This window comes from Micromonospora musae (assembly GCF_003626635.1).
In the GTDB taxonomy this organism is placed as follows: domain Bacteria; phylum Actinomycetota; class Actinomycetes; order Mycobacteriales; family Micromonosporaceae; genus Micromonospora; species Micromonospora musae.
This window is the reverse complement of sequence record NZ_RAZT01000006.1, coordinates 218,967-243,918: the sequence shown is the minus strand read 5'-3', so window position 1 is coordinate 243,918 and position 24,952 is coordinate 218,967. Positions and strand designations below refer to the sequence as shown.

At 69.0% G+C, this 24,952-nt stretch carries 19 protein-coding genes; 7 read left to right on the top strand and 12 right to left on the bottom strand.

What is annotated here, in order from left to right; all coding sequences use genetic code 11:
- Positions 1-17: 17 nt before the first annotated feature.
- A complete protein-coding gene (locus D7044_RS13780; RefSeq protein WP_120689136.1) occupies positions 18-509 on the bottom strand; it encodes a MarR family winged helix-turn-helix transcriptional regulator in 492 nt (163 codons plus the stop codon).
- Between the two features lie 39 nt (positions 510-548).
- Here D7044_RS13780 and D7044_RS13775 point away from each other — a divergent pair, with 39 nt between their 5' ends.
- Together D7044_RS13775 and D7044_RS13770 are read left to right on the top strand one after the other, a co-directional pair.
- On the top strand, positions 549-1,175 hold the full coding sequence (locus tag D7044_RS13775; RefSeq protein ID WP_120689134.1) for a mycothiol-dependent nitroreductase Rv2466c family protein: 627 nt from the start codon (positions 549-551) through the stop codon (positions 1,173-1,175).
- A gap of 271 nt (positions 1,176-1,446) precedes the next feature.
- Positions 1,447-2,046: a uracil-DNA glycosylase family protein gene (locus tag D7044_RS13770; protein ID WP_120689132.1), complete on the top strand. Its 600-nt coding sequence runs from the start codon at positions 1,447-1,449 to the stop codon at positions 2,044-2,046.
- Here D7044_RS13770 and D7044_RS33540 read toward each other — a convergent pair.
- The 9 genes from D7044_RS33540 to D7044_RS13720 all read right to left on the bottom strand — a co-directional run bounded on the left by D7044_RS33540 (position 2,040) and on the right by D7044_RS13720 (position 14,180).
- The gene (locus tag D7044_RS33540) at positions 2,040-2,210 is read right to left on the bottom strand and encodes a hypothetical protein (protein WP_407663330.1); all 171 of its coding nucleotides are present in this window, start codon (positions 2,208-2,210) and stop codon (positions 2,040-2,042) included. The two genes, D7044_RS13770 and D7044_RS33540, sit on opposite strands and share 7 nt — an antisense overlap.
- Before the next feature lie 180 nt (positions 2,211-2,390).
- Positions 2,391-3,134 (bottom strand): SDR family NAD(P)-dependent oxidoreductase, encoded by a 744-nt coding sequence (locus tag D7044_RS13760; RefSeq protein ID WP_233563032.1) that lies wholly within the window; start codon positions 3,132-3,134, stop codon positions 2,391-2,393.
- Between the two features lie 829 nt (positions 3,135-3,963).
- Complete coding sequence (locus D7044_RS13750) at positions 3,964-5,256, bottom strand: asparaginase (protein WP_120689130.1); 1,293 nt, start codon at positions 5,254-5,256, stop codon at positions 3,964-3,966.
- 125 nt (positions 5,257-5,381) lie between these two features.
- Positions 5,382-5,969 carry a GNAT family N-acetyltransferase gene (locus tag D7044_RS13745; RefSeq protein WP_120675496.1) on the bottom strand — a complete coding sequence of 196 codons (588 nt, stop codon included), beginning with the start codon at positions 5,967-5,969 and terminating at the stop codon, positions 5,382-5,384.
- A 188-nt stretch (positions 5,970-6,157) separates the two neighbouring features.
- Positions 6,158-7,876 (bottom strand): arginine--tRNA ligase, encoded by a 1,719-nt coding sequence (argS, locus tag D7044_RS13740; RefSeq protein ID WP_120689128.1) that lies wholly within the window; start codon positions 7,874-7,876, stop codon positions 6,158-6,160.
- Between the two features lie 562 nt (positions 7,877-8,438).
- Complete coding sequence (locus tag D7044_RS13735; protein ID WP_199716612.1) at positions 8,439-9,878, bottom strand: MFS transporter; 1,440 nt, start codon at positions 9,876-9,878, stop codon at positions 8,439-8,441.
- A gap of 61 nt (positions 9,879-9,939) precedes the next feature.
- Positions 9,940-10,779, bottom strand: coding sequence for a helix-turn-helix transcriptional regulator (locus D7044_RS13730; RefSeq protein ID WP_120675502.1), 840 nt, complete (start codon positions 10,777-10,779; stop codon positions 9,940-9,942).
- 201 nt (positions 10,780-10,980) lie between these two features.
- Positions 10,981-11,943: a TIGR03619 family F420-dependent LLM class oxidoreductase gene (locus tag D7044_RS13725; RefSeq protein ID WP_158609993.1), complete on the bottom strand. Its 963-nt coding sequence runs from the start codon at positions 11,941-11,943 to the stop codon at positions 10,981-10,983.
- Between the two features lie 410 nt (positions 11,944-12,353).
- Complete coding sequence (locus D7044_RS13720) at positions 12,354-14,180, bottom strand: LamG-like jellyroll fold domain-containing protein (RefSeq protein WP_233564977.1); 1,827 nt, start codon at positions 14,178-14,180, stop codon at positions 12,354-12,356.
- 592 nt (positions 14,181-14,772) lie between these two features.
- Between D7044_RS13720 and D7044_RS13715 the strand changes: the two genes are divergently transcribed.
- Positions 14,773-16,002 (top strand): serine hydrolase domain-containing protein, encoded by a 1,230-nt coding sequence (locus D7044_RS13715; protein ID WP_120689122.1) that lies wholly within the window; start codon positions 14,773-14,775, stop codon positions 16,000-16,002.
- A gap of 75 nt (positions 16,003-16,077) precedes the next feature.
- On the opposite strand, the gene D7044_RS13710 is transcribed toward D7044_RS13715, so the two are convergent.
- Positions 16,078-16,470 (bottom strand): hypothetical protein, encoded by a 393-nt coding sequence (locus tag D7044_RS13710; protein ID WP_120675515.1) that lies wholly within the window; start codon positions 16,468-16,470, stop codon positions 16,078-16,080.
- 107 nt (positions 16,471-16,577) lie between these two features.
- Positions 16,578-17,021, bottom strand: a complete 444-nt coding sequence (coaD, locus tag D7044_RS13705; protein WP_120689120.1) for a pantetheine-phosphate adenylyltransferase — start codon at positions 17,019-17,021, stop codon at positions 16,578-16,580.
- Positions 17,022-17,222: 201 nt separating this feature from the next.
- Between coaD and D7044_RS32130 the strand changes: the two genes are divergently transcribed.
- The 4 genes from D7044_RS32130 to D7044_RS13685 all read left to right on the top strand — a co-directional run bounded on the left by D7044_RS32130 (position 17,223) and on the right by D7044_RS13685 (position 24,863).
- Entirely contained in the window at positions 17,223-18,353 is a 1,131-nt protein-coding gene (locus tag D7044_RS32130; RefSeq protein ID WP_147434657.1) for a HupE/UreJ family protein, read from the top strand.
- 35 nt (positions 18,354-18,388) lie between these two features.
- Positions 18,389-23,089, top strand: coding sequence for an outer membrane protein assembly factor BamB family protein (locus D7044_RS13695; protein WP_120689119.1), 4,701 nt, complete (start codon positions 18,389-18,391; stop codon positions 23,087-23,089).
- A 273-nt stretch (positions 23,090-23,362) separates the two neighbouring features.
- On the top strand, positions 23,363-24,118 hold the full coding sequence (locus D7044_RS13690; RefSeq protein WP_120689117.1) for an SDR family NAD(P)-dependent oxidoreductase: 756 nt from the start codon (positions 23,363-23,365) through the stop codon (positions 24,116-24,118).
- Between the two features lie 61 nt (positions 24,119-24,179).
- A complete protein-coding gene (locus D7044_RS13685) occupies positions 24,180-24,863 on the top strand; it encodes a GNAT family N-acetyltransferase (protein WP_120689115.1) in 684 nt (227 codons plus the stop codon).
- The last annotated feature ends 89 nt before the right edge of the window (positions 24,864-24,952 follow it).

Here is a 24,952-nt window from a genome sequence, read left to right as displayed (position 1 = left end):
GTCGGGGAGGTGGGGACTCAGGGAGTCACGGCTCGGGCCAAGGTCGCGAGTAGGCGCTCGAGCGCGCTGCGGTCGATGTCGCTGAGTCCGCGCAGCAGGGCCGCCTCGTTGGCGAGATGTTCCTCGATGAGCTGGTCCGTCAACGTGACTCCGGCGGGCGTGAGCCCGACGACTCTGCCGCGGGCGTCGGCTTCGGAGACCGAGCGTGACACGAGACCTCGGGTGATCAGCCGGTCCACCCGCTTGGTCACCGCGCCGGTGGTGACGAGCATCCGTTGGCTCAACTGACCCGCGGTGAGGGTGTACGGCTCGCCTGCTCGGCGCAGCGCCGCGAGCACGTCGAACTCGCCGTTGCCGAGATCCGCCGCGGCGAACGGCGGTCGCAGCGCCGCGTCGAGCGCTTCGGACAGCTGCTGGATCCGACCGATGATCAGCAGCGGGCTCGGGTCGAGGTCCGGTCGCTCGCGACGCCACTGACCAACGATCTCGGTGATGCGGTCCTCATCCACGGTTGCACCTTACCTTCCACGGAAGGTAAGTTACCTTCCGTGGAAGATAACTTTGCAGATGCGCCGGGCCCGGTAGTCGCCGCCTACGTGGACCCGTCCTGCCCCTTCGCCTGGATCACCTCACGCTGGCTCATGGAGGTGGCCCGGCTGCGTCCCATCGCACTGCGGTTCGAGGTGATGAGCCTCGCGGTGATCAACGAGCATCGCGACCTGGAACCCTGGTACCGCGAATTCAACGATCGTGCCTGGGGGCCGGCGCGGGTATGCGCGGCGGCGGTCGCACAACACGGCACCGCCGCCCTCGCGCGGCTGTACCCGGCACTCGGCCGCCGGATCCACGACGAGAAGAACAAGGACTTCGAGACCGTCATCCCGGCAGCCCTGGCCGAGGCGGGCCTTCCCGCCGAGCTGGCCGACGCCGCTCACCGAAACGACATCGACCCGCAGATGCGGGCGAGCACCGCCCGCGCCCAACAACTCGTCGGCGAGGACCTCGGCACCCCGACGGTCATCGTCGACGACGTGGCCTTCTTCGGCCCCGTACTGACCTCGATCCCTCGCGGTGACGAGGCTCTGCGCCTCTTCGACGGCGCCCGCCTGCTCGCCGGCTGCCGGGCGTTCACCGAACTGAAGCGAGCCCGGACCGATGGCCTCAGCTTCGCGTAGCCAGGTCCTGGCCGCAGGCGAGCAGACTGCCAATCGGCGGACGTCAGAGATCCTCACGCGCGCGCAGCTCCTCACCGCTGTGAGCGACGCTGCCGAACCGGGTGTGGGTCGCCGACTGCGACAGTCACGATCAACGTGAACCGGCCCACCACGCGGACAGCGCGTTCTTGAATCGTGGGGACTACTGCCCGCTCAGCAACAAATGGCAGCTGCCGTATCCTGAGCAACAGGAGCGGCTCGTCCGCCACGCCGAACGAGTGCAGGGGCAGCAGTGAGCTTCAACTCCATCCGTGCCGACATCATCGCTGACCCCGACAATGCGTGGGCAGGCGATCTCGGCTTTCTGCCGTTGTACACGGCGGGCCCGCACGCCCGGATCGCGGTAATCGGGCAAGCACCCGGACGTAAAGCCCAAGAATCCGGCGTCCCCTGGAACGACGCCAGCGGTCTGAAACTGCTCGACTGGCTCGGCGTCACCGACACTCAATTTCGGGACCCGAACCTGTTCACGCTCCTACCGATGGACTTTTACTACCCCGGTAAAGGCGCCAGTGGAGATCTGCCACCGCGTAAGTCTTTTGCCGCCCGCTGGCACAGACCCCTGCTCGAGCTGATGCCCGAGATCGCCCTGACGATCCTTATCGGCAGTTACGCGCAACAGCACTACCTTGCCGGTCGGACAAAACGCAACCTCACCGAGACCGTCCACGCGTTCCACGACTACCTGCCCGACACCATCCCACTCGTGCACCCATCCCCGCTGAACTTTCGCTGGCAGGCACGCAACCCCTGGTTCATCACCGATCTGCTCCCGGTCCTGCGGGACCAGGTCACAAGGGCGCTCGGTTCACCTCGTACTTCCGGCTACTGACGTATTTCACTTGAAGTGATACCAGCAAGAGCCTGTCTGCCAGGGTGAGTTGAGACCAGCGTGCCATAGCCGAGAGCGCTGACCACTCCGGCCAGCTCGTGCTCGGGAATCGACGGCGTCCGGTCACGGCCGAGTCGATCGGTCCAGATCGAGGGCCATGTCAGCTGACCCGGGGTGAATCCCGAGGCATGAACCTGGACAACGACTCGTTCGCCGCCGCGTCCGGCTCGGGCCGCTCCACCAGCTCATCCCTGCCACTCCAGCGAGCGTTACCGCGAGGCCCTCGGGATGGCGCCGTCGGAGTCGAGGCCCCCGCCGGCGCCATCCCTGCGTTGCGTTCGAGGTCAGTTGCGGCCGGCCATGATGCCGCCGTCGACGTCGACGATGGCGCCGGTCATCCAGCTCGACTGGTCCGACAGCAGGAACGACACCGCGTTCGCGATGTCCTCCGGGCTACCGACACGCCCCAGCGGGTGGAAGCTGTCGAAGCTGCCGACGGTCTCATCGAACTTGTCCGCTGGGACAAAGCCCAGATAAAGCGGCGTCTTCACGACCGCGGGGGCGACCGCGTTGACCCGGATGCTGTGCGGCGCCAGCTCGATCGCGAGGGCCTTGGTGAACGAGTGCAGGCCGCCCTTCTGCACGGAGTAGCCGGTGTGCGGCGTCGCCGCGATGCCCTGGTGCGCCCACATCGAGCCGATGTTGACGATGGCGCCGCCCCGGCCCCCGGCGACCATGCCCGCGACGACGGTCTGCGTTATGAAGAACAGCGCACGGTTCAGTTCGTTGTACGAGTCGTAGAAGGCCTCGTCGTACTCGCTGAACGCCTTCGGGATGAAGAAACCCGCGGCGTTGACGAGCATCGTCGCGTCGGCGTGCTCGGCGGCGAGCTGCTTCCGGAGCTCGGGCACCTGGTCGCGGTCGGTCAACTCGGCCGTGATGCCCCAGGCCTTTCCGTTCTCCGACAAGGCCTCGACCGCGGCCCCGACCTTGTCCCGGTCTCGACCCGTGATCACGGCAGTGCCGCCCCCGGCGACGACCTGGTGGGCCGTGGCCAGGCCCATCCCGCTGCTGCCGCCGACGACCACGACCTTACGGCCTTCGAAACTCTTACTCATACCAACTATTCCTTCCCCGCCGATTCGCGATCTGCGGCACCCGGTCCCCCCAGGTGGCGCGACGTCCGTAGAACTCGGCGCCCGTGGGCACGCCGGACAGCTCGTCCCCAGCGGAGGCACCGAGCCGGACGCCCCGAACGTAGTCGCGCCGGAACTGGTCGGTCAAGTCCAGTCTAGAGGTCATGCGGGTGCAACTGCGCAGTCGCCGCAGCCCAGGCCAGCCACCGTGGCGTGGGTACTCATCCCGCTGCTGCCAAGCATCTATCCTGGACCACATGGTCCATGAATGGTGATTTTCAGCGCAGTCGGAGGAGACATCGATCTCCCCCTGTCTCGACAATTCGACGCGGTGGGGGCTGGTCGAGGACATGAACGAACTGCATTGGGCGCCGGGGTTGCCCGCGTGCCACGCCGGGGCGGCCTCGGGATCTGGGACACCCGATCCGGCGCCCCCTTCAACTGCTCAACTGCACCGACACGGGGCGTCCGCCACCAGGTCGACTCGGAGCGTCGGTCCGGGAACAGCTGCGCGCGGCACGGTTGCTGCAGTCGACAGGGCCCTGCGAGGCGCCGACACCGGGTACGGGGATCCTGGCGGTGGACCTCTCCTCTTCGACAGCGCCCGCCCGCTCGCAGGCCACCGAGCGTTCACCGAACTGAAGCGAGCCCGGACCGACGGCCTCAGCTTCGCGTAGTCCGGCCCTGGCGGCCGGGGAGCAGACTGCCCATCGACGGCTGGCGAAAATCCTCGCGGCGGCTCCGGTGGCCGGGCGGGATACGACCCGGCCACCGGAGGTGATCAGTTGCCGCCCGTGTCCTTCGGCGTGGTGTCCCATTCGGGGTTGCCGAGGGTGGTCACCCACTCCCGGACCTTGGCGGTGTCGGTGGGGGAGAACGCGAGGCTGAGCAGGAGCAGCAGCCGCGCCTTCTGCGGCAGCAGGTCGTCGCCGGCGACGATGGGGAGACTGCTGCTTCCCCCGTACGTGGAGCCGGAGCCGGTGCGCGAGGCGGTCACGAAGACCACGCCCGACTGCGCGGCGGCGGACCGGGCGCTGCTCTGGGCGGAGGAGAGACCACCGGCTCCGGTGCCCGCCGTGACGATGCCCTTGACCCCGGCCGCCGCGAAGGCGGTGATCGCCTCGCCGCCGGCCTGCTGGTAGCCGTAGACCACCTCGACCCGGGGTAGCGCGGTCGGCGGGATCTGGGACAGGTCGAACGGCGTCCTCCAGCGCTTCTTGCTGTCGCAGTCATCCACTCGCGCCGGCGCCCGACCGACCTTGATGTTCGGCCCGTCGATCCAGCCGAGCACGCCGAGCTCGCGGGACTGGAAGGTGTCCATCCGGTGGGTGCTCGTCTTCGTGACGTCCCTGGCGGCGTGGAACTCGTCGCCGAGCATGAGCACCGTGCCGTAGCAGTACGTGGACTGGCTCGCCGCCAGGACGATCGAGTTATAGAGGTTCGCCGGGCCGTCAGCGCCGATGACCTGCGGACCGTCCGGGGTCCCCGCGGCCCACGGACGCATCGCCCCGGTGAGCACGACCGGCTTCTGGCTCTGCACCGTCAGGTCGAGCCAGTACGCGAACTCCTCCATGGTGTCCGTGCCGCTGGTGACCACGACGCCGTCCGAGGTCCTTAGCGCCGACTCCACCGCGAGGGTCAACGCGTGGAACTCGGCCATGCTGTACCCGCCCGAGCCCTTGTTGCCGAACTGCACCGTCGTCACGTCGGCGACCTCGCCGATCTCGGGCTGCAGCTGGCCGACCAGGTCGCTGATCGCGATCCGGCCGGACTGGTAGTTGGTGAAGCTGCTCCGCGAGGTGGCGACGCCCGAGATCGTGCCGCCGGTCCCTATCACGGTGACCTTGGGCTTCTTGGTCTTCGCCGCGGCGACGGCCTGGGTGTATGCGACGCTGCGGATCCCCTCCGGCCCGGTCACCCCGAGCGCGTGGTCGAGCGGAGCGTCCGCCGGCGGTTGAGGCTGCGCCGTGACGGCGAGGACGACGGCGGCGGCCACCGCAGCGGTGATCACCGGTGTCAGGATGGCGCCGAGGCGGCGGGGCGAGATGAGCAGTCGGTCTTGCAGGCTGGGCAAGTTGACCTCCGCGATAGCCGGGAAGCGCGATCTCGTACGCGCTCATCCTCGGTATTACAGGTTGATCCCTGTCTATCGCTACCTCTGACATGCAGCCGCATGGAGTGATCGGGTGGTTCGGAGGTCTATGTCCCTTGTGGAGCTGGCTGTGGCGCGCGGGTCTCAGCGTTGCGTGGTGAGCGATTCCGTTCGGCGGCCGTCGGAGACAGCACCTGGTAGACGGCGTGGTCCTGCCACCGGCCGGCGATGTTGAGATACTCCGGTGCCACGCCGAACTGCACGAACCCGTTGCGCTCCAGCACCCGCTGCGACCTGACGTTGTGCAGCAGCGTCTCTGCCTGCACCCGGTGCAGCCCCAACTCCTCGAAGGCCACCCGCACGATCTCACGTACCGCCCTGGTCGCGAAGCCTCGGCCGTTGTGACTGGCGCTCACCCAGTAGCCCATGGCGCAGGACTGGAACGGACCGCGCACGATGCCGCTGAGCGTGATCCGGCCGATCACCTGACCGGAGTCGTCGAGGATGACGTGCGGGAGCTTCGATCCCTGCTCGTGCTGCCCGAGGTCGGCCTGGATGACCGCGTGTTGACCGTCGACGGTGAAGTACTCCTCGCTCCGGACCGGCTCCCACGGCGCTAGGAACTCACGGTTGAGGCGGAACAGTTCGGCCAGGGCCGGTGCGTCCCCCGAGGTGATGAGTCGCGTGACGTTCACCGGCCCATCCTGCCAGGCGGCCGTGTCGCCTCATGCGCCCGCTCGGACTCCCCGCTGGGGTTCACAATTCTTGGTCGGTCGAGATCTGGGGCAGGACGTCCGGCATCTGGACGGGCAGCGACCCGTACCCGATGCCGGACACGCCCATCAGCAGCTCAGCCGAGCGGAACCCCTGTTCACCTGCCTGATCACATTCGTTCCAGCGTCCGAATGCCGAGCACGTAGAGCCCCTGCCGGAGCACCCGGGCGGTCAGGTCGCAGAGCACCAGCCGGCTCTCCCGGACCGGCCCGTCGGCCCGCAGCACCGGACACCGCTCGTAGAACGTGCTGAACGTGGCGCCCAGCCGGTACAGGTACCCGGCGAGGTGGTGGAATTCCAGGTTCTCCGCCACCTCGCCGACCACCTTGCCGAAGCCGACCAGCTCGAAGGCGAGCGCCCGCTCGGCCGGCTCGGTCAGCGAGATCCCCGCGTCCGGCCGGGCCGTCAGCCCGGCTCGCCGGAAGATCGACCGGATCCGCGAGTACGCGTACTGAAGGTAGGGCGCGGTGTTGCCATCCAGCGCGAGCATCCGCTCCCAGTCGAGCACGTAGTCCCTGTGCCGGTCACTGGACAGGTCCGCGTACTTGACCGCGCCGATGCCGACCGACCGGCCCACCTCGGCCGCCTCAGCCTCACCCAGCTCCGGGTTCCGCTCCCGGGCCAGTGCGGTGGCCCGGGTGATCGCCTCCTCCAGCAGCCCGACCAGCTTCACCGACCCGCCGGCCCGGCTGCGCAGCATCCGCCCGTCCGATCCGAGGATCGAGCCGAACCCGACGTGCTCGGCCCGGGCGGGCGGGGCCAGCCATCCGGCCTGCGCGGCGGCCGCGTACACCATCTCGAAGTGCTGCCGCTGGGGTAGCCCGACCACGTAGAGCAGCCGGGTCGCGCCCAGGGTGCCGGTGCGGTGCCGGACCGCCGCCAGGTCGGTCGCCGGGTAGCCGTACCCACCGTCGGACTTGCGCACAATCAGCGGCAGCGGCGCGCCGTCGCGCCCGACGGAGCCTGGCGGGAACACGCACGCCGCTCCCTCGCTCTCGCGCAGCAGTCCGAGCCGGTCCAGCTCCTCGACCACCGGCCCGAGCAGGTCGTTGTAGCTGCTCTCACCGTGGAAGTCCCGTTCGGTGAGGGTCACGTCGAGCAGGCCGTACACGGTGAGGAAGTACCGCTCGGACTGCTCCACCAGCAACCGCCACAGCCGCAGCGTCGCCTCGTCGCCGCCCTGCAACGCCACCACCCGCCGCCGGGACCGTTCACGGAACGCCTCGTCGGTGTCGAACTTGGCCCGAGCCGCCTTGTAGAACGAGTCCAGGTCACCCATCGACAGCTCCTGCGCCGCCTTGACCTCGCCCGGGTCGACCAGATGCTCGATCAGCATGCCGAACGGCGTGCCCCAGTCGCCCAGGTGGTTGGCGCGCAGCACCCGGTGCCCCAGCCACTCCAGCAGCCGGGCCGCCGCGTCGCCGATCACCGTCGATCGCAGGTGCCCGACGTGCATCTCCTTCGCCACGTTCGGCGCCGAGTAGTCGACCACCACAGTCTCCGGCGTAGCGGCCATCGCCACTCCCAGCCGCGGGTCGGTGGCCAGCGCGGAGACCATCCCGGCCAGGGCGTCGTCGGCGACGGTCAGATTGAGAAACCCCGGGCCGGAGACCTCCACCACACTGCACAGGTCGGCAAGGTCGGCGTGCTGCAGCACCTCGGTGGCGATGGTGCGCGGCGTCCGGCCGAGCTGCCGGGCCAGGGCCAGCGCGCCGTCGGACTGGAAGTCAGCCCTCGGGGAGCGCCGCACGACCGGGTCCACGGGCGTGCCGGCCACCGTCGCGAACGCCGGCGCCAGCCGGTCGGTCAGAAGTTGCTCCAGATCCATGGGTACGCCGATCTCGCTCGGATCCGCGGTCGCGGATCACCGGATGAGGATGCGGGCGGACCGAAGACGATCGACGATGACCGGCGGTTCGATCCGCCGGTCGCAGAGAGGATTGCTCAGCGCAGGCGGTCGTTGGACCGCCGGCGTCGCAGCGCGCCGAGCAGGACGTCGGGGGACGCCGTCGGGAACGCGTGCGAGCTGGTCATGTCATCAACCTAACCGTGCGCAGTGGCGCCGGTGCAACGCCATTTCCCACGCCGACCGTTTCGAGCCCGTCCTGTCAGACGAGCGATCAAGAGGGTCCGGCCGTTCGCATCCGAGACCACCCCGGCCCGCACCTCGGGGCGCGGGCCGGGGGTCCCGAGTCATGCCCTACTCGCGGCCGTAGCCCCGCCAGTTCTGTTGCCGGTCTCACCAGGCAGTCCGGAAATCTCGGGCCCGACCTGAAGCCGCCGGAGCGTATGACCTGCTGAGGGTCCTGATTGCCGGTTATCAGGGAGACGATGAATCCGCCCGGCGTCGTGGGCCTGTCAGGGCCAGGCCCACGACGTGCGGCCGTGAACTATCCCCGGGAGTCCGCCAGCTCGGCCCGGGCTTCCGGCGCGGCCTGCCGACGCTGGATCAGGGTGGCCAGCACGGCGGTGGCCAGCACACAGATCAGCGCCAGGTACGAATAGCGTTCGGCACTTCTTGCGTACGCCGCCAAGCTCGTGCTCCTCCCGACGTTGGCGAAGAAGATCGACCCGAGAATTGCCACACCCGCCGCGCTGGCGAACTGCTGCGTCGTGGTCAGCACCCCGGCCGCCGCGCCGGCCCGGGTCGGCTCCACGTTGGCCAGTACCGAGCCGATCAGGGCCAGGAAGGCAAGCCCGCTGCCCAACCCGATGATGGCGGTGGCCGGCAGCAGCCACGCCACCGTGAGATCAGCGCGCAGCACGTGCAGCTCGACGATCATCACGATCAGGCCGAGCGCGACGATCAGGCTGCCGAGCGTGACGGCCCGTGCCCCCATGCGGGCCACGGCGCTCCGGCCGAGCACCGAGACCAGGGCGAACACCACGCCCATCGGGAGGAACGCCAGGCCCGCCTGCAGGGCGGACAGGCGCAACCCTTCTTGCCAGACCAAAGTCAGGACCAGGAAGTAGCTGCCGAAGTACCCCATGAAGGCGGCGTTGGCGGGCAGACCGGCCATGAATGCGCGGCTGCGGAACAGCTGTATATCCAGGACTGGCTCGGCGTGACGGCGCTCCCACCAGAGCGTGGCGCCGAACGCGGGAACCGCCAGCACCATCAGGATGAAGCCCCACACAGGCCAGCCCTGCTCGCGGCCGAGGATGAGCGGGACCAGCACGAGGCCGAGCGAGGTCGCGATCCCGATCGCGCCGAGCACGTCGAACCGGTGGCGGCGGTCGGTGCTCAAATGGTCTGGCAGTAGCCGAGCCGCAGCGAGCACCGCCACCACGCTGATCGGCACGTTGAGTAGGAAGATGGCGCGCCAGCCGAGCCCGAACAGATCGGCTTGGACGAGTACGCCGCCGAGGATCTGCCCGGCGACACTGCCGAGGGCGAGCGTCACACCGAACCAGGACATGGCCTTCGGTCGTTCCGGCGTCGGGAACACCGAAGTGATCAGTGCGAGGACCTGTGGCACCATCATCGCGCCGGTCAGGCCCTGGAGGAGCCGTGCGGCGATCAGTTGGCCGGGCGATTGAGCGACGCCGCACAGCAGTGAGGCGAGTGCGAACGTGGTGATGCCGATGAGGAACATGCGTCGGTGGCCGACCTGGTCGCCCAGTCGTCCGCCGATCACCATCCCGGCGGCGTACGTGAACGCATAGCCACCGACCACCATCTGGAGAGCGGCCTGCCCGGCGTGCAGGTCGTGTTGCAGTGAGGGGGCGGCGACGTTGACGACGTTGAAGTCGAACAGCGTCATGAAGCTGGCACTCAGGATCGCGGGCAACATGGCCCAGCGACGCGGGTAAGGCGGGTCGATCGTCACTCGGGCGACGGTAGGCGCGGAGAGCTGCCCCTACCTGGCTCAGTGATGGCCAGGATCCCGGTCACATCGGGTCGCGTGCCATCACCTCGTGCCAGGCGCGTTCGGCGGCGGATCCGGGCTCGGGCGAGAGCACGATCAGGATCTGTCCCTCAGCGTGCTGGACCATCAGGCTCTCCACGGCGAGCTCGATCCGGCCGGCTTGGGGATGATGGAAGATCTTGCGGCGACGGTCAGCGAGTGACACGGTCTGGTCCTGCCAGACCCGGCGGAACAGGTCACTCGAGGCGGTCATGTCGTCGACCAGACCCCGGGCACCGCCAACAAGTGGCTTTCGCCCAGTTCGCAGCCGCAAGATGCCGATCATCTCGGCCGTGATCGCGGTCCAGTCCTCGCCGTGCAGTTCGCGGGCCCCGGGAGCGGTGAGCATGTATCGGATCGAGTTGCGCTCGTGCGGCGGCATGGCGTCGAAGCCGGCGTAGAGCCGCCGACCGGCCGGGTTCATAGCGAGCACGTCCATGCTCGCGTTGATCAGAACGGCCGGTGTCGGGCCCAGCGCGCGCATCAGAGCGCGGGTCTCGGGGCGTACGGGAACCGGATCGCCCTGCGGCGGCGCCGGTTCGGCCAGGCGATGCAGGTACTTGCGGTCGGCCTCGGGCAGGTGCAGCGCACGTGCGATCGCATCGAGCACGCCGGGCGAGGCAGCGGAGTGCCGTCCTTGTTCGAGGCGCGTGTAGTAGTCGACGCTCATCCCGGCCAGCGCCGCTAGTTCCTCACGGCGCAGGCCCGGGACTCGGCGGCGCCGGGCGCTGACCACACCCGCCTCGGTGGGATCGAGTCGTGCCCGGCGCGACCGCAGAAAATCGCCGAGCGCGGCATTCGGCCGAATCGCACTTTCCCGCATGATTCCAGCCTACCGATGTGGCTCCTGACGAGGACATCTAGAACGCCTGTCGAAGTCTTGCGCCGGGCCGACCCGGTGCAGCCCCGACCGGTCCGGCACCGTGCCCAGCACTCGCGCCGTCACCGCTAGTGCGGTCGCGGTGCCGTAGTGGCGGCTGGTGCTCCAGACCGGTGGGCGCCGGTCCCCGTTGTTCACCGATCCTCACGGCGCGAGAACGCCGAGCTGCTCGGCCGCCTCGATCACCTCACCGAGCAACCCGAGCCATTCGTCCACGTCGGCGCCCTTCAGGCCCACATCGAGGCCGAGGCCCTGGCCGGCGGCGAGGTACACCTGGGTGACACCACTCTCACGGGCGGCCATGAGGTCCTCGGCGATCTGCCGGGGCGATCCGCCGAGGAAGGGCCGGCCGTCGCCGATCGGCTCACGGGTGACCGGGGTCGGCCAGGCCGCCTGGTTGATCACCTGGAGGTCCTTGGGGTCGCGGCCCGCCTCCCTGGCGGCCTCATGGAACGCGGACACGACGCCGGCCAGCTCCTGCGCCGAGGAGGTGAGCGGGAGCAGGCCGTCCGAGATCCGGGCGGCGCGCTTGATGGCGGCCGGTGACGTCGCGGCCAGCAGCACTGGAATGTGGGCCTGGACGGGCTTGGGGTTCACCTGCGACGGCGTGATCTTGTAGAACTCGCCTTCGTGCTGGACCGGGTCCGGGCCCCAGGCGGCCCGCATCGCCGCGATGAACTCCTCCGTGCGGACGCCCTTGCGTCGGCTCGACACGTTCGCCGTCTCGAACTCGTGGTGCTGCCAGCCCTGTCCCATGCCGGCGATGACCCGGCCGCCGCTGAACTGGTCCAGGGTGGCGAGCCGGCGGGCGAGCATCACGGGTACGTGCATCGGCGCCAGCAGGACCGCGGTGCCCAGCTTGATCCGCTCGGTCTCGGCGGCGACGTAACTCAAGGTCTCCAGCGGCTCATACGTGGAACCGTAGAACTCCGGCACCGTCTGGGGTTCGCCCCCCGTCCAGAGGACGACCTTCTCGAGCGGGCGGAGCAGGCGCTCGAACGTCCACAGGGCGGCGTAGCCGAGCCGTTCGGCCTCCTTGGCGACCTTGATGATCGTCTCCGGAGAGGTCTCCGGCCCGGCGGTGGGCAGCGCGAGACCGAGTTCCATGGGGTCCTCCAACAGGCGGAATTGATGATCGGGTCTATGAGGCTGTCCGGCCCCGGCTGCCCGAGCCATGACCCCGGACGGGTCCGGAACACTTCTGCCTGTCCTCCACGGTCACACCAGCTGATCCGATCGACCACGCCGATCCGGCCGAGAACCCCTGCAATCGCGACATTCGTACCTGTCGAATTGATCGCTGACTCACGGCGTGGCGCGAGCGGTGGGTCTGCCGGCGGACCCGACCGGCGGCGGCGAGCGCGGGCGACCGTTGCCGGAGCGTGGGCTGTCTGCCCGCGGCGCAGGCCACACCGTCGAAGGTGCGCAACTGATCGCCCGGTGGCGGTACACCTACAGCGAGGACCCGCCTCCACGAGTGCGACCGACGCGGAGACGGGATCCTCGGTGTAGAAGGCCTATTTGCCGGTCATGAAGTCCTTGAAGTCCAGGGGTCGGTTCACAATACGGATATCTCCGACGTTGCCGTGGAAGACGACGTCGACCTTGCCGGCGTTCTCGTGGGCGCCGAGCAACCACTCAAGCCCGAGCGAGGTGAGGCCGATCGACTCCCGGGACGGGTTGTCCGCCACTGGCGAGCTGTCGATGTACAGCTTGCTCAGCCGGCCGTCGTTCACCACCGCGACGTGCCACCACCGCAGCTCGACCAGGCCGTGGCTCCAGTTGGTCGTGGGGTAGGTGGTGTTCAGCGGGTAGTGGTTCCACTGAACCTCGCGGCCGTTGTTCGTGATGTTCAGCTGCGCCAGCGGCTCGTTCGGGTTGGTGTTCTTACCCTGCTTGCCGGCGTCTTTCGCCGAGCCGCGGCGGCTGAGGATCGACGCGTTGCCGTTGTTGCCGGAGTTCCAGTCGAGCGGCATCATCACGAACGCTTCGATGGTGTAACCGCTGTTGAACGTCTCAATGTTCAGCGGAGCGTTCGGCCGCGTGGTCAGGTACGCGCCGTGCACCGGGTTGCGGCCGCCGGCGAACTTGAGGCTCGCGTGGCCGGGCTGGTCGGGGTGGTGGTCGGCGGACCAGGTGAGCGCGTCGGCGTCGGCGCCGGGCAGCGTGACCAGAGTGAGATCGTTGCCCTTGCCGGAGAGGTCTCGGATGGTCTGCGCCGAGGTGACCGGCGTGCCGTCCGCGCCCCCACCGTCGAAGCGCCAGTACGCCAGCGTGCCCTTCACCAGCACCTTGCTGGCCGGGCGGGCTGGCCGGATCGGCAGCGGAATGAAGCTGGCGAACCGGTCGCCGAAGTTGATCGGCATCGAGAAGTTGTCGACCGGGCCGGTGATCCGGGAGTGCTCCTGGGCCAGCGGACTGCGCGCTGCCGCGTCCTCAGCCAGGATCCACGGATTCTTGGTCTCCACGTCGATCGTGTTGCGGGCCAGGTCGAAGTGGTAGAGGCGCAGCATCGCGCCGCCACCCATGAACCGGTTCTGGTAGTTCGTGATGTGCATATGCACGTCGTTGCCGTGCGCGTTCTTCTTCGTCATGCGCCCGTTCGGCCAGAAGTGGCCGTTGAGGGTCAGGAAGATCTGGTCGTTGTCCTTGATCAGCTCGTCCCAGAGCCGCTGACCGTAGGAGGTCAGTACGGCGTTGTTCTCCGGGTCGCCCGACTCGTACGGGAACACCTCGTCGCCGTACGTCGAGTCGACGAGCTCGTGGGTGGTGACGATGACCGGCATCTTCGGGTGGGCCTTGATCATGTCGTTGGCCCAGGCGAGGCCCGCGTCCGTGGTCCGCCAGTCGAGTGCCAGGAGCAGCCACGAGCGGCCGGCCGCCTGGAAGATGTGCGCGGTGTTGTAACCGGACGGGTCGGCCCCGGCGAACGTCTTGGCGCGCTTGAACCGCTGCGGGCCCAAGGTCTGCAGGTAGGCCGAGTCGCCGCGGCTGTCGTCGCCGGTCACGTCGTGGTTGCCGGCCAGCACGCTGTACGCGACATCGTGGTTGTCCAGCACCTTGAACGCCTTGCCGACCGCCTCGAACGAGGTCGGGTCGCCGTCCTGAGTGATGTCGCCGAGCCCGGCGAGGAACACGATGTTGTCGCCGGAGTCGTCGCCGCTGTTGTTGATGACGTACCGGAACGACTCTTCCAGCGGCTTCATGTTGATGCTGTCCTGGCTGCCCCAGGCGAGATACTGCGTGTCGGGCATGACGGCCAGGGTGAACTGCAGCGACGTCGGGTTCGGCCGCCAGGTGCCGGTCTTGGTTGCCTTGTTGGATTCTGCGGCGAACGCCGGCATCGAGCCAACCGTGCTCAGCGCAGCGGCGCCGGCCCCGGCGAGCGCCGCGTTACGCAGAAAACCGCGCCGGTCCTGCCCCCTCGATTGCTGTGACGTAGAGGCACCGTCATCTTCGTGAATGGACATGCGTGTTCCTTTGCGGGTCGACCAGATGAGCGAGTCAGACGCTACGGGGAGGCCGACTGATCTGGGCGTACGTGGTATTGCGCAGAATGATCAACCAGCCGACGACTGCCCCAATGGAGTGTCAACTCCTTCCGCGATCGAAAGTCCGCATGAACGGCGAGTTAGCTACACACGTCTCCGCGGGCGTCCGGCGAACCGCGGCTACATCGGATCGGCCAGCGCCGCCGGCTGCAGCGCCTCAGTGGGATACCCAGCGCGCCGGTCACATCCCGCCACCTGTCAGCGGCCGCGTCAGGACGGTGACAGCCCGGTGTCAGAGCGGTTGGCGATGGTGGCTGCCATGAACGGTTCAGCGAACGCGGCTGGACCACACCGCACTCACCCGTCGCGTGGCGGCCATGCAAGCCCATGAGCGCTACGCCGAGGCGGACCCCGCAGATCGAGAACGTACGGAAGGAAACACGTGATGCGAACTGCTGACAGCGGCTTCTCCGCAAGCGGACTACGCAGACTCCACGAGGTGCTGGCCCGGCACGTCGACTCGGGGAAGATCCCCGGGCTCGTGGCTCTGGTCAGCCGGGGTGGGGAGACGCACGTCGAAACGATCGGAACGATGCGCCACGACGGTGGCCCGCCGATGAGCCGGGACACGATTTTCCGGATGGCGTCGACGTCCAAGCCGGTCTCGATCGCCGCGGCGATGGTGCTGCTCGACGAGTGCAGGCTGCGGCTGGACGACCCCGTCGAGCCGTGGCTGCCGGAGCTCGCCGACCGGCAGGTGTTGAAGCGGATCGACGGCCCGCTGGACGACACCGTGCCGGCGCGGCGGCCGATCACCGTACGGGACGTGCTGACCTCCACGTTCGGGCTCGGCATGGACATGACGGCGCTCGGCACCCCGATCATGGGCGCGGTCTTCGCGCAGGGGCTCACCCCGAACCTGCCGGAGCCGATGCCGGATCCGGACGAGTGGATGCGCCGCCTGGGAACGCTGCCGCTGATGCACCAGCCCGGGGAACGCTGGCAGTACCAGCTCAGCAGCGACCTGGTCGGCGTGCTCGTTGCCCGGGTCACCGGCCAGTCGTTCGAGACGTTCCTGCGGGAACGCATCTTCGACCCACTGGGCATGAAGGACACCGGCTTCCACGTACCCGGCGACAGGATCGCCCGACTGCCGACCCTCTACGCTCCCGACCCGCAGACCGGGGAGTTCACCGTGTGGGACGACGCCGAGGGGGGACGCTGGGCGCAGCCTCCGGCGTTCCAGGGTGGTGGCGGCGGGCTGGTCTCCACCGTCGACGACTACCACGCCTACTTCCGGATGCTGCTCAACGGCGGGATCCACGGCAACGAGCGGATCCTGTCCCGGCCCGCGGTCGAACTGATGACGACCAACCGCCTCACGCCCGAGCAGCAGGCCCCTCGTACCGCCATGGCCCGAGACAACGTCCACATCTCGTTCGGCCAAGGTCAGCACGGCGGCTGGGGCTTCGGAATGGCGGTTCGCACCTACCGCGGCGACTACGCCTCCGTGGGCCAGTTCGGCTGGGACGGCGGAAGCGGTACGTCGACCTACGCCGACCCGGAGAAGCAGCTCACCGGCATCCTGCTCACCCAGGTCGGAGCGACCGTCCCGAACTCCACGTGGGCGTTCCACGACTTCTGGACCACCGTCTACCAGGCCCTCGACGACTGAGGCGATGCGCGTCGGGAGGTCGGACAGAAGTCGGATTCTGTCCGACCTCCCGCCGCCGAGCGCCGCACTGCTCGGTCAGGCTTGCTTACGTGGTGCAGTGCTCCAGGTCGCGCTCAGCAGGTAGAGCAGCACCACTGGCAGGAACGCCACCCCGATGCCGAGCGCCAGCAGCAGACCCCAGCTGCCGATGACGACCGCCGCGACGAGGTCGGCGATCTCGGCCCGGCGACCGGAGCGCTCGGCCAGCACCGGCACCGTCGCCGCGAGGACCGGTACGCCGAGCAGGAAGCTCGCCGCTGGTCCGGAGTCCTGGACTGTCCACGGGGTGAGAGCGGCGGCGACCAGCACGGTGATCGCCAGAGCGGCCAGGCGGGCGAGCCGTTGGGCGGCGGCGGGCCGGCGAATCAGCAGCAGGAGAGCGACGGCGAGAACAGCGGCGAGTGCGCCCAGGGTCACCGAACTGGTCATTGGCCCTCCCTGATCGGGTAACGCCGGCCGGGTGCTGCAACGTCACGCGGCGGTCTCCACGATTGTCCGGCGGCGGCCCGACGAGACGCCCGTCAATGTCCGGCAGTTTACGGCCGAGCGGATGAAGACCCCTTCCCCAGCGCCCGTACCGCGGTCGAGGACATCGTGGCCAGTTCGGGCCGCGTAGGCAGAAAGACCGTGGGGACACCCAGCGACTGGTTCATCCCGGCGAGCTGATACTCGGCCTGCAGGTCGCTGGTGTTACGCACGCCGCGGACGATCACTCCTACCTCATGCCGGCGGCAGTAGGCGGAGGTCAACCCGCTCCAGGCCGCAACGGTGACGGAGGTCCACTCGACCGGCAGAATCGCCCGGACCGCGGCCGCTCGCTCCTCCGCGTCGGTGCCCGGCTGCTTGAGGCCGTTGACCGCGACCAACACGACCACTTCGTCGAAGAGGCCCCGCGCCCGGTTCACCACGTCGAGGTGCCCGGGAGTGAAGGGATCGAAGCTGCCGGGGTAGACAGCTCGCACAGGAATGCCGCTGCTCATGACCCGACTGTAGGGATCCGCTGTCGGCTCCGCTGGCCTCCGCGCGTGGGCGACGTGTCGCAGCGCCCTGAATACGTCTGGCACCCGCCCGACTGTGGAAACTCAGCTGTCCGGCCGGTGGTGACGTCCAGCGGAAGGTTCGGTGAATTGGGCCGTGCCCATATTGCCCAGTGTGGAGCGAGCACAGCAAAGTGCTTGCCTGTGCGTCTACTGGCAATCATCACCGCCCTCGTTGCCACGCTCGGCGTCGCCGCTCCCGCGCAGGCGCACGTCCACGTGACCGAGGTCGCCGTCGACCTGCGCAGCCAGGGCGACGGCGTCGGAGCCGCCGTCGACCTGGAGTACGACGTCATCGCCCGGCTGCTGAACCTCGACGGTGTGCTGGGCCCGGACGCGGTCGGCGTGGACGGCGCGGCCGCCGAGGTGCCGACCGAGGTGCGGCGCAGGTCGCTGGACGCGCACGCACGCGAGGTGGCGGCGTACGTCGGCGAGCGGCTGCGGCTGAGCCGCAGCTCGATCGGGTGCACCGCCGGGGACGGCGCCCGCGTCGAGCTCGCCGACTCCGGCCGGGTGCAGGTCGCGCTCGCCTACGACTGCCCGGCGTCCGGCGCGCTCACCGTCCGCAGCGACATCTTCCGCGCCTCCGACGGTGTCATCGACGACACGACCACCCTGGTGGCCTACGACATCGACGGTCACCGCGGTTCGTGGCTGCTCGACTCTGCCCGCACCAGCGTCACGGTGGGGCAGACGGATCTGCTCCGCGACATCCCGCGGTTTGTCCGGCTCGGGGGAGAGCACCTGCTCTTCGGGCTCGACCACGTGCTGTTCCTGCTGGCGCTGCTGTTGGGCGCGAAGCGGCTGCGCGACGTCGTCGAGGTCGCCACGGCGTTCACGCTCGCGCACTCGGTGACCCTGGTGCTGGCGGCGGTCGGCTGGGTCAGCGCGCCCGAGTGGATCGTCGAGCCGCTCATCGCGCTGTCGATCGCCTTCGTCGCGGTCGACAACCTGCTCTCGCCGAAGACGAGTCACCGACTGCCCGTGGTCTTCGGCTTCGGGTTGCTGCACGGGCTCGGCTTCGCGGGCGCGCTCAGCGTCGACGGGCCGCTGTCGTTCTCGACGCTGACCGACCTGGTCTCCTTCAACGTCGGCATCGAACTCGTTCAGCTGGCGATCATCGCGCTCGCCTTCCCGGGACTGCTCCTCCTGCGCAGGGCCGCGACCAGGCCGGTCGCCGCTCGCGCTCTCACGCTCGGCACCGCCACGGCGACCGTCGCGGTCGCTGGTGCCGGTCTGGTCTGGTTCGTCGAACGCTCGTCGTTCCTGACCTGACGCTCATCTCCCAACCCCCATCCCGAAGGATCCCGATGTCCGCGTTCAGATGGACACGCGCGCGCCTGCGCGTCGTCCTGTACACCGCCACGCTGGCGCTCGGCGCCAGCGTCGTGGCGGGACCGCTCGCGTCGTACGCGGCGTACGCCATCGACCCGCCGGAGGCCACCGTCACTGGCGTCGTGTACGTCGACGCCAACGGCGACGGCGTCCGCAACGACGGCGAGGGCGGCCTGGCCGGCGTACGCCTCTCCGACGGCGTGGTCACCACCACGACCGCCGCCGACGGCTCCTACTCGCTGACGATCTCCACCGACCGTCGCAAGACGGACATCGTGTGGGCCGGTCAGCCGCGGGGCTACCGGTTCGGCTTGGACGAGTACAAGGAGCCGAAGTTCTGGGCGAACCTCGGCCAGCTCGCCGACGACGCCACGCCGAAGGCGGACTTCGCACTCGTGCGTGACGAGCTCTCCGACGGCGACAAGTTCTCCTGGGCGAACATCGCCGACCCGCACGTCAACGCGCAGCTGCCCGACCAGATCCGCGAGATCAACTCCACCGGCACCGACCTGCGGTTCATCGCGGTCAGCGGCGACCTCACCAACGATGCCAGCCAGGGGCAGTTCGACACGTACCGTCGCGGCACCCAGCAGTCGGCCGTCGGGGTGTGGCCGGCCGTCGGCAACCACGAGTACGCGAGCGGGTCGGCGTACGCCGACAAGATCGACAACTACCGTAAGAACGTCGGCCCGGAGTGGTACTCGTTCAACTACGGCAACCGGCACTTCGTGGTGCTCGAGAACAACGGCTCGGCGCCGTTCGACGAGGAGCTGGAGTGGCTCAAGGCGGACCTCGCCGCGAGCGTCCCGCTCGATGACAACCCGAAGAACGACATCGAGGTCGTCGTGCTCACCCACCAGCCGATGAACGTCCCGTTCGGCTCGCCGTCGACCTACGACGCCTTCGGTGACGTGCTGGAGCAATACCAGGCGCAGCTGATCCTGGTCGGCCACGAGCACTCCAACCACGTGGAGAACCGCTCGGCGTTCGCCTCGACCGCCAAGCACATCCAGACCGTGTCGAGCTCGTACACGATCGACAACGCGCCGCGCGGCTTCCGCTACATCCACATGGCCGGTCCGGGCTTCGACAACCCGTTCCGGATGTACGGCGAGAACGAGCACCTCACCATCGTCAGCCCCGCGCCCGGCTCGAAGGTGCCGGCGGCGAAGTTCCCGGGCATCCAGATCAACGCCTACGACACCGGCGACGAGGTCGTCTCGGCGCGCTACCAGATCGACGGCGGAAAGAACTGGATGCCGCTGCACCACAGCGGTGAGTTCACCTGGCAGGCCAACCTGCCCAACAGCCTGCAGCGGGTCGGTAAGCACCGCATCGACGTGACGGTGGTCGACGCGGCGGGCAAGACCTGGACCAAGTCGGCGGAGTTCACGTTCACCGGCGAGCCGGCGCTCAAGCCGGTCGCCGGCGGTGACTGGAACCAGCACCACGGCAACGAGGCCCACTCCGGTGTCGCGCCCGCCCAGGAGGCCGGTCGCCGCCTGGCCTGGAGCTTCCGCACCGAGGGCACCTTCCTCACCGGGTCGCCGGTCATCCACGACGGCATCGTCTACGCGGGCACCCGCGACGAGAACGGCGACGGCAACAGCCGGATCCACGCCGTCGGGCTCAAGGACGGCAAGGAGCTGTGGAACTTCCAGGTGCCGCAGTCGATCCACGGCAGCCTCGCCTACGGTGACGGCCTGATCTTCGCGCCGACACTCGGCTCGGAGCTCTACGCCGTCGACGCGAGGACCGGCAAGCTGCGCTGGAAGGCCGTGCCCGAGCAGGCGCCGGCCCCGAACAACCAGCGCACCTACGGCTACTACTCGCCGGCCGTCTCCGGCCACACCGTGCTCTGGCCCCACCAGACCCGCTTCGGTATCGGCAGCCAGGGTGTGCTGAAGGCGCTCGACACCCGCACCGGGCGGCAGATCTGGGCCTCCCCGATGTCCGGCGCGACCATGAGCGACGGCACGCCCGCCGTCATGGACGGCACCGTGTTCGTCGGCAACGAGACCGCCGACCGCGTGCTCGCCTACGACCTGGCCACCGGCGCCCGCAAGTGGACCGGAACCGAGTCGCTCGGAAGCTGGCAGGACGGCGTACCGACCGCGGCCGAGGGGAAGGTCTTCATCGGCGCCAACAACGGCATCACCGCCCGTGACGCCAAGACCGGCGCGACGCTCTGGACCTACCGCAGCACGCGCTCCTCGCTCGTGTCGAGCGGCTCGACCCCGAGCGCGGCGGCGGTCAAGAACGGCGTCGTCTACATGGGCTTCCCCAGCGGCGCCGTCGTCGCCCTCGACGCCCAGACCGGCAACGTGTTGTGGGAGCGGGCGCTGCCCGGCGACATCTACCACGGTGGCGTCATGTCCAGCCCCGTGGTGGCCGGCGGGACGCTCTTCGTCGGCGCCAACAACGGCAGGTTCTACGCCCTGGCCACCGACACCGGCCAGATCCTGTGGAGCCACGAGACCGGCACCTGGGTGGGCGCCGGCCCGGCCGTCAGCGGCAACACCGTGGTGACGGGCGCCTGGGACGGCAACCTCTACGCCTACGTGCCGGGCGGCGAGTCCGCGAAGCGCTGGGCGACCGTGACCGGCACGGTCAGCGACCCGCAGACGGGCGCACCGATCGCCGGCGCGAAGGTCACCGCCGTCGCCGCCGGTCAGGACACCGCGGTGACCAGCACTGACGCCCGAGGCCACTACCGGATCGGTCTGCCGGCGTCGACCTGGACCGTCACGGCGGCCAAGCGCGGGCTGATCGCCGACGCCCGCTCGGGGGCCACCGTCAAGGTCGGCACCAGCGGAAACGCGACCGCCGACCTGAAGCTGATCAAGGTGGTCAAGCCGGTCGCCGGCAAGTCGACGTACGCGCCGGACTACGGCAACGGCAGCACCCGCACCGACGCCGTCGCCGGCACCGAGTACTACTACCTGGCCAACGACAAGATCCGCGCGTCCGTGACCCCGTACACCGCCGCCAACAACGGCGTCGGCGGTCTGGGTCAGGGTGCGCTGTCGGACCTCATGCTCAACGACGCCAACGGCGCCGAGACCCTCGACTGGGGTGAGATGCTGCTGCGTCCGAGCCTGACGCCGCCCGACTCGTGGGAGCGGCCGAACGACCAGCTCGACCTGCCCGATCTCGCGGTCGACGGCGCCGCCGTGCTCGGCAACGGCCAGTACCGGGCGGACCCGGCCATCAAGGCGCAGGTCCGCTACGAGACCCTGCCCGACGCGCCGATCGTGAAGATGACGGTCAAGCTGACCAATACCGGCACGACGGGCTACCAGGGCTACTTCAACTACATGATCGACCCGGACAGCTCGGTCGACAACGGCCGGATCCCCGGGTTCGCCGGCACCAACCCGGGAATGAAGACCTCGGGCTGGACCGGGAACTACGTCTACGTCGGCGCCGACGCGGCCACCACGAACGGCCAGGCCGCGCACGGTCTCGCGTGGGCGCTGGACACCCCGGCCGCGGTCGGCGCGTACGGCTACGTCGAGGGTCTCTACTACGACGCCACGATGGCGCCCGGCGCCACCAAGCAGTTCAGCTTCTACCACCTGACCGACTACGCGACCGCCGGTGGCGACCCCACCGGGAACATCGCGAAGTGGGCCGACGAGATCGACCTGCACGACCCGGCCGTTCCGGACGCCGCCCGTGCGGCCGGCACGATCACCGCGGGCGGTGCCGCCGTCCCCGGTGCCCGGGTCGTCCTCGAGCAGGCCGGCACGGTGGTCGCGACCACCAGCACCGACGCCCGGGGCAAGTACCTCGTGAAGGCCCCGACCGGTCGGTACGACGTCCGGGTGTCCAAGCTGGGCTACCAGACGGCCGACGGTACGGTCACCGTGCCGGCGGCGGGCAGCGGCGTCGCCGACGTCGCGCTGCGCCCGGTCGCTGTCGAGGCGAGCTACGGCAAGCAGATCGGATCGGGTCTGGTCGAGGCGGGCTACGGCGACGTCATGCTCGAGAACGACAAGCTCTCGATGGCGATCGCCGACGCCTACAACGACTCGCAGCTCTCCGGTGGCACCCGGGGCAAGCCCGTCGACGTCGCCGTCCGCGGCATGGCCGACCAGTTCGACTGGATCAACCTGCCCTACGTCTCGGCGACCCAGCCGACCGGCACCAGCGCGTGGGACATCCGGTCGGTGACGGCGACCGACGTCCAGATCGTCCAGGCCACCGGCGACCAGGCGGTCGTCCGGGTGTCCGGGCCGGTCAAGGGCTTCACGGGTCTGACGGCGACGACGACGTACACGCTGAAGCCGGGCGACAACTTCGCCACGGTCTCGACGGAGCTGAGCAACTCCGGCTCGGCGCCGCTGAGCGTGTGGACCGGTGACGCGATGGACCACGACGCGGCCGGCCAGGCCAGCGTCATCCCCGGCGCCGGCGTCGTGCCGCCGGGTGCGACGGCGGCGTACACCCCGACCAAGCCGTACATCGGCATGACCGGGACCGACCCGCAGGTCTTCGGCCTCGTCTACGGCACACCGGCCAGCGCCTTCGACGTCTACGCCGCGGGCAACTGGGTGATGAGCCGGTTCAACGTCGACGTGCCGGCGGGTGGCTCCTACACCCTCACCCGCAAGGTCGTCGTCACCCCGGGCACCGACGCGGTGGGCATTCTCGACGGCGTCTCCGCGCCGTAACCCACATCCACCCACCACACGGGGCCGGTCCGGATTCCACCGGGCCGGCCCCGTGCGTCGCGCCCCGAGGGCATCTCGGCGGGTCGCGTCAGGTGGTCCGAGCATCAGGGCGTCACAGCTGAACGAAGAGATTTAGCCCAGTGATCAGGGCCTCGAAGCCGGTCGGGCAGCGAAGCGCGCCTGAGGGGTCGGGATCGACGGATCGTGACCTGCTTCGCCGCCGGAGTCCTCGGGTAGGAACGGGCGTCTAGGGGCGACGCAGGGAGGGCGACCATGGCGCGAATCGCGATCGTGACGGGGGCCGGCGGTGGCTTGGGTCGAGAGATCGCCATCGGGCTCGCCGATACTTATTACGGCATCATCGTCGTCGATCGCGATGAACGAGCTGCCGAGGCGTGCGCCCACGTGATCGAGGCGCGTGCAGTGCCGGTGCGCAAGGTGTGCGCCGACGTCCGAGTGCCATCCGATGCCGACCGCATCGTCTCCGCCGCGCGGGAGCTGGGAGGCCCCCACGTGCTCGTCAACAATGCCGGTGGTTGGACTCCGCGGCGGCAATATCCCGAAGCGACGGCCGACGAGTGGGCAGCGACGATCAACCTGAACCTCGTCGCCCCGATGATGCTCAGCCAGCTTGTTATGGCACCCACGCGTGAACAGGGCAGCGGCGCGATCATCAACATCTCGTCCAGCGCAGGCATCGACTCCACGTCATACGGATCACCCGAGTACGGGGCCGCCAAGGCTGGTCTCATCCGCTTCACCTCCAGCCTGAGCGGCTTGGCGACCAGCCACGGCGTTCGGGTGATGTGCGTGGCTCCCGACTGGATCGGTCTCGAACGTGCCCAGGCTCAGTGGGCGCTCATGAGTCACGCCGAACGCGCGGCAACCGGCCCGCTGATCCCCCCAGCTGATGTCGTGGCGGTGGTCTTGCAGCTCATCCGGGAAGGAGTCGCTGGAACGGTGGTGGAGATGCGGGGAGGTGATCAACCACTCGCGCGCACCCATAAGCGCGTGAAGACAGAGTCGTGACCTCGGGCTCATTGCGCCAGGGCGTGGCGGGTCACTCAGGTGCAACTGATCTACTCGATGGGTGAGCGACCTGCGAGATCTCATCGTCCGCTGGCAGCGTGGCTGGTCCGTGGCCCGCACACTGCCCGCCGCCGAAGACGTAGGCGGCGCGTTGCGGGTCCGATGCATGCAGCCCGGCCGCGACATCGAATATGTGGCGCTCGACGCCGGCGAGGATCTCTCATCGCTCACCAGGCTGGCTGAGCTGGTCGCCGGTGAGGACACCGTCACGTGGCTGACCGTGCCCACCACCGACCCGGCAAGGGCGGCCTCGGCACTGGTTGCCGCAGGCCTGATCGTGCTCAAGCACTCGGAACTGTTGATGACGGCCGATCTTCGGGGGCATCCGCAGAACATGCCCGTGGCGCCGTACCGGCTCCTGACCCAGGTCGACTCGCGCGGAAGCGACAGCCTGGTCACGGCGACGGTACGGCACGAGTCGGGAGAGGTTGGCGCGCGCGGGACGATGGGACTGGCCGGAACCGATGCGGTCGCAGACCGAATCGAGACCACGCCGGCTCATCGCCGCAAGGGCCTGGCCAGTGCGGTCATGAGCGCACTGGCCGGTTCCGCGATCGAAGAAGGCGTCGAACACGGCATTCTCATCGCCAGCGAGGACGGCCAACGCCTCTACATGACCCTCGGTTGGCAGCCGGTGGCCGATGTGCTGATCGCAACGACGCCCGGCAACACGTACCCATCCTGACTGCGTAGACAGGCTGGGAGCGGGGTCGCCAGCGCCAAGGAGGCGCAAACGCTTGGGACCGCCCGCGGCCGGCGCACCTACGGCGGCAG